This window comes from Mycobacterium sp. 050272 (genome assembly GCF_039023525.1).
Lineage (GTDB): Bacteria > Actinomycetota > Actinomycetes > Mycobacteriales > Mycobacteriaceae > Mycobacterium.
On sequence record NZ_JBCHKV010000019.1, the window covers coordinates 1 to 12,269 of the forward strand.

Consider the following 12,269-nt stretch of genomic DNA (forward strand, 5'->3'; position numbering starts at 1 on the left):
ACCAACCCCAAAAACAGAAAACACCCCCAACCAACAACTGAGGGTGTTCACTATGTCGCGAGACATCTGTCCTCGATGTCTCGCGACATCACAGGGTGCGGGCGGAGGGACTCGAACCCTCAAACTCTCTCGAGCACCGGCACCTAAAGCCGGCATGTTTGCCAATTTCATCACGCCCGCGGCTTGCCGATCCTATCTCCCGACTGAGCGATAAATCTGTCGGCGGCCCCATTACCGTGACCATCACGGGAGGCAAGGGGCTGCCGGGTGCGATCCGCACGCGGCCGAGCTTGCACACAATCGCCGTCTACCGCAGGGCGGCTGTGACGTGTCTCGACGAATTTATTGGGCCGAAATCCTGAGGCACCACGCCTGTTTGGCATGCCTAACCTAACCCCGAAGTCCGACTCGGGTAAGGTCAGCAAACGATGAACGGAGCCGCAAGCACCCAGACCGATGATTCGTCGACCCAGGTACTCAAGCGTGAACGCAGGGACATCTCCGACGATGTCCGGCGAGTCGGCCCGCTTCCGGTCCCCGCGCTCGACTCGCCATACGGCCTGCGCGCCGCGGTCAGCGGTGACGCAGAAATGGTGTCGGAGTGGATGAATCGCCCGCATCTCGCCGAGACCTGGGAGTACGCCTGGCCGGTGTCACGCTGGCGCCGCCACCTCGATGCACAGCTCGAAGGGACCTATTCGCTGCCACTGATCGCCACTCTGCGCGGCGAAGCGTGCGCCTACCTCGAGATCTATTGGGCAGCTAAGGACATGATCTCGCGTCACTACGACGCTCGTCCCTACGACATCGGGCTGCATGCGGCCATCGCGGATCTGCGGCTGGTCAATCGCGGCTTCGGCCCGCGGGTGCTACCGCGAATCGTGGCCAGCGTGTTCGCACAGGAACCACGCTGCGACCGGATCATGTTCGACCCGGATCACCGCAACACCGCCGTGCGCCGGCTGTGCGAGTACGTCGGATGCCGATCGCTGGGTGAGCACGACGCGCCGAACCGGCGGATGGTGCTCTACGCGTTGGACCGCACGACCCAATCCTCGTAGCCGTCGTGGTCGGCCTTCATGCCGGCCGCGACCAATTCCCAGAGGACTTCGTCGGTACCGCCGCCGACCCGGGCCAGCTTCATGTCCCGCCACACCCGGCCCAGCGGTGTTTCGTCGACGAGATAGCCGGACCCGCCGAAGATGTGCATGCACTCGCCGATGACTTCTTCGCCGAGGCGTGCCGCGGTGACCTTGATCCCCGCGGCCGCCCGCAGATCGAGCCGCTTCTGAGCGGCGATGCCGTGCAGCGCGAAACGCAGCTGGTCGACCCGCGCCTGCAGGTCCGCCATCCGTAGCCGCAACGCCTGATGCTCCAACAATGTGTTGCCGAATTGGCGCCGATTCATCATGCGGGCCAAGGTAATTCCGATCACGCGCTGGCACGATGCCGCGATCTGGCCGGCGATCGACATGCGCTCGTGCGCCAATCCCCAACTGATGGCCGCCAGCCCGGTGCCGGCCCGCGCGACCATCGCGTCGGCCGGGACCCAGGTATCGATGTGGACCGCCGCGGTGTCCAGCGGTCCGGCACCCACCTTGTTGTACGGCTGCTGCACGACGACATGCGTAGTCGGTACCGCCACCACGACGACGTTGCCGTGCCGGCTGGACGAATCGTGGTCGACGCTGCGCGCCACGACCATGATGTGGTCGGCGATCGGAGACAGCGAGACGAACTTCTTGATGCCGCGGACCGCGAAACCGCCGTCGTGCGAACGGACCTCGGTTTCAACGATCTGCAGATCTGATCCACCGGATTCTTCCGAAGCACCGATGCAGAGTACGGCCTCGCCGCGAATGGCTTTCTCGCAGATGTCCTTCAGGTAGTCCGATTTGCCGAACCGGCGCAGCACCGCGATGGCCGAGTCGTGCAGGCTGACGCCCACTCCGATACCGGCCGACGCCAGGTGGCCCAGCGCCAGGGCAAGCTCGACGAGCTTGCTGACGTCGGGGTGGACCTGGTCGGTCCACTTGGCGGCAAAGACTCCGCTTGCTCCCAGATGCTCGATCAGCTTACGCGGAAAGCGTTGCTGCGCTTCGGCTTCTGAGGTCCACTCAGTGACGCGGTCGTCGAACGCCTCGGAGAGCAGCACGCGATAGTCGGCATCGAAAACCATCTGACCTGTCGCGGTCACGTCAGTCCACCAGCTCGAGGGTACGGCGCACTTCCAGCCGACGCAGCTTGCCCGACGAGGTGCGCGGCAGGGAACCCGGCGACATGAAAACCACGTCGGCCGGCACGATTCCGCATACCGACGCGATGCGCTGGATCACTTCGGTGCGGGCCTGGGTCTGGTCGTCACCTTTGAACTCGGCGGCGACGACCAGGCCGGGGCGAGCGGACCGCTCGCCGGTACCCAGGGCGACCACGCAACCTTCTCGCACCCCGGTGACTTGAGCGGCGATCAGCTCGATCTCCGTCGGGAAGATGTTGCGTCCCGCAATCGAGATGATTTCCTTGACCCGGCCACACACGACCAGACCGCCGTCGCCCAAAAAGCCCAAATCGCCGGTGGGAAACCAGTCTTCACGGTCGATGGCCGGGTGCCCCAGGTAACCATCCATCATCGATGTGCCGCGAATCTCGATCTCCCCGATCTCACGGTCGGCCGTGCCGGCATAGCGATCGCTGGATACGACCCGGATTTCCATGCCCGAAAGCGCCTCGCCCACGACGGCGTATTTACGTGAACCGCTCTCGTCCGAGACGGTGGCGAAGGTCAATCCGGTACCGGGCGTGGGCAGGGCGACCGCGCAAGTGGACTCGGCGAGGCCGTACGACGGGGCCGGCGCACCAGCGTCAAACCCGAACGGCGCCATGGCTTCTGTGAACCGCGCAAACCTGTCGCAGTCCACCGGTTCGCCACCGTTGATGGCAACCCGCATGGCGCGGAGATCGACGCCGGACACCAGCGACGCGTACTTGCCGAGGATGTTGTAGGCGAGGTTGGGTGCGGCGGTGATCGTCGCACGGCTTTCCGAGAGCCACTTCAGCCAGTTGAACGGCGATGCGGAGAACGCCGTTGGCGACGACAGCCACAATGGCATCCCCGCCAGCGTCGCGGCGAGCACGCAGGTAAGCCCCATGTCGTGAAACAGCGGCAGCCATGAGCACACAACGTCACGGGACGGGTCGAGGGTGAATCGTTGATCGAGACCGCGCATGTTGCTGAGCACGGCGCCCGGCGACAGCATCGCGGTTTTGGGCGATCCGGTCGATCCCGCCGTTCCCTGCAGAATGGCCGGGCCGATTAGGTCGGCGTGGGGGATGCCCGAAGTCGAGCGGTTGGTGCGCGCCGCGGTGGCGAGGTCTTCGGTGACGATGCTCGGGCGCGCAGCAGTTCGCAGGCTTTCCAAGTGCGAGCCGTGGCTTAGTACAGCGCCCACCCCGATGCCGGCAAACCGGGTCAGCGTCGAGTCTGCCCAGTGCTGGGAGTCCGCGCCTCGTACCGGCCCCGGCAGGATCGAGATGGCTGCGCCGGTTAGCCACGCACCCTGGATCGCGGCGATGAACTCGACGGTCGGCTCGCCGACGAGACCGACCGCGGCGGGCCGGTCGTGGTCCAGTAGCCAGGCCGCGACCCCTTCGGCTAACCCGTGCACTTCCGGCCACGGGAGCCGCATCCAGTCCGACGACTCCTTATCGAAGACAGCCAATTCGGAGGTCGCGGTCTGCATCGACCGGGTGATTGCCGCCGCCAGTTCGCTCATTACGGTGTTTTCGCCGCGATCGCCGCGTCCAGATCGCCGACGGTGTTGCAGGTCAGCAGCTCTTCCTCGGACAGCGCGACGCCGAGCCGCTCTTCGATCGCAACCATGCCCACAGCAAAGGCCACCGAATCCAGGCCGACATCGTCGACCAGCCTGGCGTCCGGGGTGACCCGGGCCATGTCCACGTTGAGGTCGTCACGCAGAATGCTTTGCAGCGCAGTGGTCACCGCAGGGGAAGAGGAGGCCATGGCGAGCGACCTTACACGGCGAAATAAGGCAAGGCTAGCCTTCTATTACGCGGTGAGAGTTTTGCCACATTAGGCGCCCAGCGAACCCACCGCGCTGCTGTCACCGGGCGTCAACGGCGCGCGGTACCGTCGAGGGGTGTCCAGTGAGGCCCGTCGGGAGCGCCATCACCGGCCCGCACTGATCGTGTTGGCGATCGTCGCGGCCGGTGGCTGCCTGGCCTTGGGCTGGTGGCAGTGGACACGCTTCGAGTCCCCGTCGGGCACGTTCCAAAACCTCGGCTACGCATTGCAGTGGCCGTTGTTCGCGTGGTTCTGCGTCTACGCGTACCGCAACTTCGTCCGCTACGAAGAAGCCCCGCCGGAGCCGCGCAGTCACGGGGCAATCACCGAGATCCCGGCCGGGCTGCTACCCGAGCGCCCCGCTCCCGCGCAGCAACCATCCGACGACGACCCCGCCCTGCGGGAGTACAACGCCTATCTGGCCCAGCTCGCTGCCCAAGATGCCGAAAAGCAGAACAGGACCACCGCATGACCGCACCCGAGACACCCTCCGAGACCAGCGGAACCGTCTCCGCTGACCGCATCCGCCCCGCCCTGCTCGGCTACCGGATCATGACGTGGACGACGGGTCTGTGGCTGATCGCGCTGTGCTACGAAATCGTCTCGCATCTGGTGTTTCACCACGAGATCCGGTGGATCGGAATCGTGCACGGCTGGGTCTATTTCGCTTACGTGCTAACGGCTTTCAATCTGGCGATCAAGGTGCGCTGGCCGATCGGCAAGACCCTCGGCGTGCTGCTGGCCGGCACGATCCCGCTGCTGGGCATCATCGTCGAGCATTTCCAGACCAAGGACATCAAGGCCCGCTTCGGGCTGTAGCGGCGAGTCACATCCGCACGCTCGGGGACAACACTTTTTGCCCGCCGCCGAGCGACAAATCGCGTTGAGCCCGGTTGCGCGGGCCGGCGGTCGTCGCGTTGTCGCTCGGAGGCGGGCAAGTCGCCTGTTGGGTCTGCGGCGGCCCTTCGGCCACCCACCGCTTAGGCCAACGCGCGCAACGCGGGCAGCAGCAGCGCCAGGGCTCGACCACGATGCGAGACCGCGTCTTTCTGCGCGGGACTCAACTCCGCCGCGGAGCGCTCGGAGCCGGCTGGGATGAAGACCGGGTCGTAGCCGAATCCGCCGTCGCCGCGCGGCGCGTGGGTGATCGTGCCCGGCCACTCGCCGCGGACCACGACTTCTCCCCGGTCCGACACCAGTGCGCAGGCTGACACAAATGCCGCGGAGCGCCGTTCGTCGGGCACATCACGCAACTGGGCAAGCAGTAGCGCGGTGTTGCCGGCGTCGTCGCCGTGACTGCCCGCCCAGCGGGCCGACAGCACGCCGGGCATACCGCGCAGCGCCGCCACCTCCAGGCCGGAGTCATCGGCGACGGTCGCTATCCCGGTGGCCGCGAACGCATCCCGCGCCTTCGCCAACGCATTGTCCTCGAAGGTCGCACCGGTTTCCGGCGCCTCGTCGAACGGCGCCACGTCGTCGAGCGACACCAGCGTCAGGCCCGTCAGCCCGGCGCCATCCAGCACCCGGCGCAGTTCGGCCAGCTTCTTGGGGTTGCGGCTGGCGACGAGCAGCCGGGTCAGCTGCCGAACGCCTTCGACTGCCCGGGCCCCTCGGGAAGCACCCCCGGATATGGCAACTCCAGCGCCTCGCGCTGGGCGGCGAAGAGCGTGTCACAAGCGCCGAGCGCCATATCGAGCAGCTTGTCGAGCGTCGAGCGCGGGAACGTCGCACCCTCGCCGGTGCCCTGGATCTCCACCAGGGTTCCGGTGTCAGTGGCGACGACGTTCATGTCGACCTCGGCGCGCGAGTCCTCCTCGTAGGGCAGGTCGACGCGGATCCTGCCGTCGACCACACCTACGCTGACCGCCGCGATCGCGCAGGACAACGGCCGCGGATCCGACAGCTTGCCCGCCGCCGACAGGTAGGTCACGGCGTCGGCCAGCGCCACATAGGCACCCGTGATCGCCGCCGTGCGGGTACCGCCGTCGGCCTGCAGCACATCGCAGTCGACGGCGATTGTGTTCTCCCCCAGCGCCGCCAGATCGATACACGCGCGCAGCGATCGACCGATCAGCCGACTGATTTCCTGGGTGCGCCCGGACAGCCGGCCCTTCACCGATTCCCGATCGGAGCGAGTGTGGGTGGCCGACGGCAGCATGGCGTATTCCGCGGTCAGCCAGCCCAGGCCAGTCCCCTTACGCCAGCGCGGTACTCCCTCGGTGACACTCGCGGTGCACAGGACTTTGGTTCCACCAAATCCGATCAGGACCGAACCCGCGGGATTCTCGGTGAAGCCCCGCGTGATGACTAGCGGGCGAAGCTCGTCGTCATTGCGACCGTCTTCTCGTTTCGACACGACGCCACCCTAGCCCGCCGGTGCGTCACGCAGGCAGGTCGGCTGAATCAGACTCGTTCGGAGTGCCGAACGTCGAATGTCTCGTTGCACACCACGGCGTGCACCGGACCGTCGAACTCGGCCTTGGCCTCGCTGATCACGTCCTCCCGCGAGGTCCACGGCGGTATGTGGGTCAGCAACAGCTCGCGGACCCCGGCCTGTGCCGCGACCCGGCCGGCCTCGGTGCCCGACAAGTGCAGGGCGGGCGGACGATCCGGCGCGTGCGTCCAGGACGCCTCGCACAGGAACACGTCGGCGTCGCGCGCCAGCTCGACGAGCTGATCGCAGACTCCGGTGTCCCCGCTGTAGACGAACGACGCGCCGCTGGGATCGGTGATCCGCAAACCGTAGGACTCGGTGGGATGCGCGACAATGCGTGGTGTCACGGTGAGGGCACCGACTTCGACCGGCTCGCCGTCGACCCAGTGACGGACGTCGAATATGTCCGAGCAGTCGTCGATTTCGCCGCCGTAGGGCGACGACGCGGCACCCAACCGCGACCAGGTGTCGCTGGGGCCATACAGCATCGCCTTGCCGAGGGGCTTCGACGACGGGTGGTAGCGGCGCCACACGAACAGCCCCGGCATATCCAGACAATGGTCGGCATGCAGATGAGACAACAGCACGTGCACGGAACCCGGGTCGGCGTAACGCTGTAACGCGCCGAGCACACCCCCGCCGAAGTCCAGGACCAGCGGCGGAGTGTCCGGAGCCCGAAGCAAATATCCCGACGCTGGCGAGTCCGGACCGACCACGCTGCCCGAGCAGCCGAGCACGGTTATTCGCACAGGCACTACTGTGCCATGCCCGGAACGACCATGAGAAAAACATCGCGCGATTGATGTGATGAGAATCTCGCCACGGGCTAACCGATCGGCGAGTGGTGCACGGGCCGCACGCCACTGACGGCGGGACCCAGGAATCGCGCCGCCAGTTTCGTGAAGGCCTCCGGATCGCCGGTGGCTTCGAAGACGCGAGTGGCCGGCGGCGCGTCATGCGGGCGCAGCAAATCCTGTTCGGTGAGCACCCGGAGTACTTCCTTCGCGGTTTCCTCGGCGCTGGAAACCAGCGTCACGTTCTCGCCCATCGCCAGCTGAATCAGCCCCGACAGCAGCGGGTAATGCGTGCAGCCCAACACCAGCGTGTCGACCTGAGCGCGCTGCAGCGGCTCCAGATAGCCCTCGGCCAGTCCCAGCACCTGACGCCCGCTCGTCACGCCGCGCTCGACGAAGTCGACGAAGCGCGGGCAGGCCACCGCGGTGATCTCGGTGTCGCGGGCGGCGGCGAACGCGTCCTGATAGGCATGCGAGGTGATGGTCGCCTGGGTGCCGATGACGCCGATGCGGCCGGTGCGGGTGGTGGCCACGGCGCGGCGCACCGCCGGCAGGATCACCTCGACGACGGGCACGTCGTAGCGCTCGCGGGCATCGCGCAGACAGGCCGCCGACGCGGTGTTGCAAGCGATCACCAACGCCTTGACGCCGCGGCCGACCAGATCGTCACCGATGGCCAGCGCATGGGCGCGGACCTCGGGGATGGTCAGCGGGCCGTAGGGACCGTTGCCGGTGTCGCCGACGTAGACGATGTCCTCGTCTGGCAGTTGGTCGATGATCGCGCGGGCGACCGTCAGTCCCCCGACGCCGGAGTCGAAGACCCCGACGGGCGCTAGCGGCGAGTTCATGTGTGCGTGCCGGCTTTTCGCTTCGCCCGGGCCTTGCGTTCGGGGGCGGACAACAGATACGCCGCGACAACGCCGGCGATGGCGCCACACAGGTGGCCCTGCCAGGACACCCCGCCGCATTGACCGAGCACCGGCATCGCGCCGAGCAGCACGCCGCCGTAGATGAACAGCACCACCAGCCCAATGACGATGTCGACGAACCGGCGCACGAATATCCCGAAGACCAGCAGAAAGGCCAGCCAGCCGAAGATCAGCCCGGAGGCCCCGATATGGTCCGTCGGCCCGCAGTTGCTGCCCCAGTCGCCGATCAGCCAGGTGCCGAAGCCGCCCAGGATCCACACGATCGCCGTCGCCCACACGAAGCGGGACAACCCGGCCAGGGTCATCAAAAACCCCAGCACCAGCAGGGGAACGGTATTGGCCATCAGGTGCTGCCAGTTGGCGTGCAGCACGGGCGCGAAGACGATGCCCCACAGGCCGTCGGCTTCCAGCGGCCTGATGCCGTTTGCGTCCAGGGAATGCCGCGAGAGTTGGTCGAACAATTCGATCAGGTAGAGCAGCGCCACGAAGGTGAGGATTGTGGCCCCGCCCACCACCCACTCGGGCCGGTTTTTTTGGGTAGCGGGTACGCGTTGCTGTCTGGGGCTCATGCCCATAACTGCCCTTCTGAAGCGTCCACGGCATCATCCAGGCTACCGGCACAGGCGCCGCGAGCCTGGTACTTCCGCCCAGCGTCGGCACGGATCACCAGCACCTCAGCTCCCTGTCCCGAATGCACCCGGCAAGGTGTCGCGGTAGGTCGGTATTCCGGCGACCGACTCGGCCGACAACACACCGACCAGCACGGCACGGGCCAGGCAATCGGCCGCGGCCGCGCCCACCTCGGTGACCAGGGGCGTCTCCGGGGACATCGCCGCGGGCGCATCGGCCGGCGGCGGCACCTCGACCGCCCCGGTCGCCAACGCGAACACGGTGTCGCCGTCCAGCGGGGTGTGCGCCGGGCGGATGGAGCGGGCCAGGCCGTCCTGGGCGGCGATCGCGACCCGTCGGCACGCCGCAGAACTCAGCGCCGCGTCGGTCGCGACCACCGCGATCGTCGTGTTGAGCGGTTCCAGCGGCGACGGTAGCTGCGCGAGCGCGTCGATCTGGTCGGCCGGCGGCGGCGTCAACGCGAACGCCTTGATCGCATCCGCCATCCACGGCAGGCCGGTGGTCCGGTCGACGACCTCGCCGGCGGAGTTGACCGCGACGACCGCGCCGACGGTGACGCCCGACGGCAATGTCGTCGACGCCGTGCCGATGCCGCCTTTGAGCACGCCGGCCCGCGCCCCCACCCCGGCGCCGACCGTGCCGACGGCCACCGTCGCGCCGGCGGCCTCGCAGGCCGCTTCGCAGGCGGAGTAGCCGAACTCCGCCGTCGGCCGGCAATCCCAGCCGCCGACCGGCAGATCGAATATCACCGCACCCGGGACGATGGGCACCAGTCCACCCTTCATCGCCACGCCGCGCTCGTGTTCCTCCAGCCAGCGCATCACGCCGTCGGCGGCCGCCAAACCGTAGGCGCTGCCGCCGGCCAATAGGACCGCGTCGACGAACCGCACCGTGTTGGCTGGATCCAGCAGATCGGTCTCCCGGGTGCCGGGTGCGCCGCCGCGGCAATCGACCGCGCCGACGGTCCCCGGCGGGGTCAGCACGACGGTGACGCCGCTGGCCCACCCGGCGCCCAAGGACGCGTCCGGATCCAGGCGCTGATAGTGGCCAACGCGGATGCCCCCGACGTCGGTGAGCGCGTTCATCCGGCCTGCTTACCCATCAGCACCAACACCAGGTACTCCTGCAATACGGTCAGCCACTGGTAGACGTCGAAGTGGGTGGCCATCGGATGGTCGGCCGACAGGCGTTCCGGCCCGTGCGGCCCGATTTCGAGCATGACTCCCAGCGCCAGCCGAATGTCGTTGACGGCCGAGATCCAGGCGTTGGCCTGGTCCTCGCTGAGCTCGAATCGTCCGCCGCTATCCGGAATTGTGCGCAACAGATGCTGTGCCGCAACGCGTTTGGCGTCGATAATCTCGGGCTCGTGCAGACTGCGCAGCGCCGAGTTCAGGCCTTCGGGTGTTTGCGACCCGGTGCTCGTCGTGTCCTCGTCGTCGGGCCGGAAGAAGTCCGGCAGCAGCCGTCGCAGCGTGGGGTCTTGAGGCGGCTCGGAATTTCCGGTCTTGATGCCGGTGATCTCCTCGAGTTCGTCTGACGGCGAAGAGGATTCGCGCTCGTCGAGCAGGCCGATCAACGCGCCGACCAGATTCTTCAGCAGCTCCGCCTCATGCGGAGCCAGGGAGGACCGGAAACGGGGACCATCGGCGGTCTCAACCCGCTTCCATTTGCGCACCGGAAATCGATCTCAGCGGTCCTGCTGCAGCGTCGCCCACAAACCTGCGGCGTGCAGCTTGGATACGTCGACTTCCATCGACTCGCGGCTACCTGCCGACACCACTGCCTTGCCTTCGTTGTGCACCTGCAGCATCAATTTGGTGGCATGCGGCTCGCTGTAGCCGAACAACTTCTGGAACACGTAGGTCACGTAGGTCATCAGATTGACCGGGTCGTCCCACACGATGGTGACCCAGGGACTGGCGGTGACCTCGACTGGAGCGGACTCGCGTTGCCCGGTGGTACCGGGCTTGGTGGGCGCTGATGCGGCAACCATGGCCTCCAGGATACCGAGAGACCGGCCGCCCGCCGCCAGCCGTTACCGTTGGCAGAATGAACGAGCCGGCCTTAGCTGGGCTGTTAACCGACAAGTACGAGTTGACGATGCTGGCAGCGGCGCTGCGCGACGGCACGGCAGAGCGCCGTACCACGTTCGAACTGTTCGCCCGCCGCCTTCCCGCGGGCCGTCGCTACGGTGTGGTCGCCGGCACCGGCCGGTTGCTGGAGCTCTTGCCGCAGTTCAGGTTCGACGACGACGCGTGCCGACTACTGGGGCAATTCCTCGACGCCGACACGGTGCGTTATCTCCGCGATTTCCGGTTCACCGGCGATATCGACGGCTACGCCGAAGGCGAGCTCTACTTTCCGGGCTCGCCGGTGCTGACGGTGCGCGGCAGCTTCGCTGAATGTGTGATGCTCGAAACGCTGGCGCTGTCGATCTTCAACCACGACGCGGCGATCGCCTCCGCGGCGGCGCGCATGGTCAGTGCGGCCGCCGGGCGCCCGCTGATCGAAATGGGATCCCGGCGAACCCACGAACGATCTGCCGTCGCCGCAGCCCGCGCGGCCTACATCGCCGGTTTCGCCGCGTCATCGAACCTCGAAGCCGAGCGTCGCTACGGCGTACCAACCGAGGGCACCGCCGCACATGCGTTCACGATGCTGCACACCGGCGAGGGTGGGCCCGATGAGCTCGCCGCGTTTCGGGCCCAGGTCGACGCGCTGGGCGTGGACACCACCCTGCTGGTCGATACCTACGACGTGACCACCGGCGTGACCAACGCCGTGGCCGCCGCCGGGGCGACGCTCGGCGCGGTGCGACTGGACTCCGGCGAGCTCGGCGTGCTGGCCCGCCAGGTGCGCGAGCAGCTCGACCAGCTGGGCGCCACCCGCACCCGCATCGTGGTGTCCGGCGATCTCGACGAGTTCTCCATCGCCGCGCTGCGGGCCGAGCCGGTGGACAGCTACGGTGCCGGCACCTCGGTGGTGACCGGCTCGGGCGCCCCGACCGCGGGCATGGTCTACAAGCTGGTCGAAGTCGACGGCATACCGGTGCAAAAACGCAGCAGCCACAAGGAGTCCCAGGGCGGCCACAAAGAAGCGCTGCGACTGTCCCGCCCAACCGGCACGATCATCGAAGAGATCGTGCACCCCGCGGGCCGGCCCCCGGCGACCACCGAGCCGTTCCGGGTGCTGACCGTCCCGCTCGTCCGCGGCGGCGAGGTGGTCGCGAACACCGGCGGCGTGGCCCTGTCCGCCGCCCGGGACCTGGTGGCGTCCGGGCTGCACAGCCTGCCCTGGGAGGGCCTGAAATTGGCGCACGGCGAACCGGCGATTCCCACGACGCGCGTAGCGGTCTGATCGATACGGTTTAGCTAGCCGAATCCGCGCGCAACCAAGGGAGT

At 67.3% G+C, this 12,269-nt stretch carries 15 protein-coding genes, 1 tRNA gene and 1 pseudogene; 4 read left to right on the forward strand and 13 right to left on the reverse strand.

Annotation, left to right across the window (positions count from 1 at the left end):
* Window positions 1-96: 96 nt before the first annotated feature.
* Window positions 97-180, reverse strand: a tRNA-Leu gene (locus tag AAHS21_RS26570).
* Between the two features lie 248 nt (window positions 181-428).
* Between AAHS21_RS26570 and AAHS21_RS26575 the strand changes: the two genes are divergently transcribed.
* Entirely contained in the window at window positions 429-1,061 is a 633-nt protein-coding gene (locus AAHS21_RS26575; RefSeq protein ID WP_342930513.1) for a GNAT family N-acetyltransferase, read from the forward strand.
* Here AAHS21_RS26575 and mbtN read toward each other — a convergent pair.
* The 3 genes from mbtN to AAHS21_RS26590 are packed head-to-tail and all read right to left on the reverse strand — an operon-like array spanning window position 1,028 to window position 4,021.
* The gene (gene mbtN, locus AAHS21_RS26580; protein ID WP_342930596.1) at window positions 1,028-2,179 is read right to left on the reverse strand and encodes a mycobactin biosynthesis acyl-ACP dehydrogenase MbtN; all 1,152 of its coding nucleotides are present in this window, start codon (window positions 2,177-2,179) and stop codon (window positions 1,028-1,030) included. The genes AAHS21_RS26575 and mbtN overlap by 34 nt on opposite strands.
* 19 nt (window positions 2,180-2,198) lie before the next feature.
* The gene (gene mbtM, locus AAHS21_RS26585; RefSeq protein WP_342930514.1) at window positions 2,199-3,773 is read right to left on the reverse strand and encodes a long-chain-fatty acid--ACP ligase MbtM; all 1,575 of its coding nucleotides are present in this window, start codon (window positions 3,771-3,773) and stop codon (window positions 2,199-2,201) included.
* A complete protein-coding gene (locus AAHS21_RS26590) occupies window positions 3,773-4,021 on the reverse strand; it encodes an acyl carrier protein (RefSeq protein ID WP_342930515.1) in 249 nt (82 codons plus the stop codon). Before AAHS21_RS26590 ends, mbtM begins: the two co-directional genes overlap by 1 nt.
* Window positions 4,022-4,157: 136 nt before the next feature.
* Here AAHS21_RS26590 and AAHS21_RS26595 point away from each other — a divergent pair, with 136 nt between their 5' ends.
* Both AAHS21_RS26595 and AAHS21_RS26600 read left to right on the forward strand, forming a co-directional pair.
* Entirely contained in the window at window positions 4,158-4,553 is a 396-nt protein-coding gene (locus AAHS21_RS26595; RefSeq protein ID WP_342930516.1) for a hypothetical protein, read from the forward strand.
* The gene (locus AAHS21_RS26600) at window positions 4,550-4,900 is read left to right on the forward strand and encodes a DUF3817 domain-containing protein (protein ID WP_342930517.1); all 351 of its coding nucleotides are present in this window, start codon (window positions 4,550-4,552) and stop codon (window positions 4,898-4,900) included. Before AAHS21_RS26595 ends, AAHS21_RS26600 begins: the two co-directional genes overlap by 4 nt.
* A 161-nt stretch (window positions 4,901-5,061) precedes the next feature.
* On the opposite strand, the gene rdgB is transcribed toward AAHS21_RS26600, so the two are convergent.
* The 9 genes and pseudogenes from rdgB to clpS form a co-directional block, all read right to left on the reverse strand.
* Window positions 5,062-5,712 carry an RdgB/HAM1 family non-canonical purine NTP pyrophosphatase gene (gene rdgB / locus AAHS21_RS26605; protein ID WP_342930597.1) on the reverse strand — a complete coding sequence of 217 codons (651 nt, stop codon included), beginning with the start codon at window positions 5,710-5,712 and terminating at the stop codon, window positions 5,062-5,064.
* The gene (gene rph, locus AAHS21_RS26610) at window positions 5,658-6,437 is read right to left on the reverse strand and encodes a ribonuclease PH (RefSeq protein WP_342930518.1); all 780 of its coding nucleotides are present in this window, start codon (window positions 6,435-6,437) and stop codon (window positions 5,658-5,660) included. Before rph ends, rdgB begins: the two co-directional genes overlap by 55 nt.
* Before the next feature lie 47 nt (window positions 6,438-6,484).
* Window positions 6,485-7,270 (reverse strand): cyclic nucleotide-degrading phosphodiesterase, encoded by a 786-nt coding sequence (locus tag AAHS21_RS26615; protein WP_342930519.1) that lies wholly within the window; start codon window positions 7,268-7,270, stop codon window positions 6,485-6,487.
* Between the two features lie 71 nt (window positions 7,271-7,341).
* Window positions 7,342-8,157: a glutamate racemase gene (gene murI / locus AAHS21_RS26620; protein WP_342930520.1), complete on the reverse strand. Its 816-nt coding sequence runs from the start codon at window positions 8,155-8,157 to the stop codon at window positions 7,342-7,344.
* Window positions 8,154-8,813, reverse strand: coding sequence for a rhomboid family intramembrane serine protease (locus tag AAHS21_RS26625; RefSeq protein ID WP_342930521.1), 660 nt, complete (start codon window positions 8,811-8,813; stop codon window positions 8,154-8,156). The genes murI and AAHS21_RS26625 overlap by 4 nt, the downstream gene beginning before the upstream one ends.
* Window positions 8,804-8,917 (reverse strand): annotated as a pseudogene (cysM, locus tag AAHS21_RS26630) (cysteine synthase B); the annotation flags it as partial. The pseudogene cysM and the gene AAHS21_RS26625, both read right to left, overlap by 10 nt.
* Window positions 8,913-9,953, reverse strand: coding sequence for a P1 family peptidase (locus AAHS21_RS26635; RefSeq protein WP_342930522.1), 1,041 nt, complete (start codon window positions 9,951-9,953; stop codon window positions 8,913-8,915). The pseudogene cysM and the gene AAHS21_RS26635, both read right to left, overlap by 5 nt.
* On the reverse strand, window positions 9,950-10,543 hold the full coding sequence (locus AAHS21_RS26640; protein ID WP_342930523.1) for a DUF2017 domain-containing protein: 594 nt from the start codon (window positions 10,541-10,543) through the stop codon (window positions 9,950-9,952). Before AAHS21_RS26640 ends, AAHS21_RS26635 begins: the two co-directional genes overlap by 4 nt.
* 12 nt (window positions 10,544-10,555) lie before the next feature.
* Window positions 10,556-10,861, reverse strand: a complete 306-nt coding sequence (gene clpS, locus AAHS21_RS26645; RefSeq protein ID WP_090605063.1) for an ATP-dependent Clp protease adapter ClpS — start codon at window positions 10,859-10,861, stop codon at window positions 10,556-10,558.
* 56 nt (window positions 10,862-10,917) lie between these two features.
* On the opposite strand from clpS, the gene AAHS21_RS26650 reads away from it, so the two are divergent.
* A complete protein-coding gene (locus tag AAHS21_RS26650) occupies window positions 10,918-12,225 on the forward strand; it encodes a nicotinate phosphoribosyltransferase (protein WP_342930524.1) in 1,308 nt (435 codons plus the stop codon).
* The last annotated feature ends 44 nt before the right edge of the window (window positions 12,226-12,269 follow it).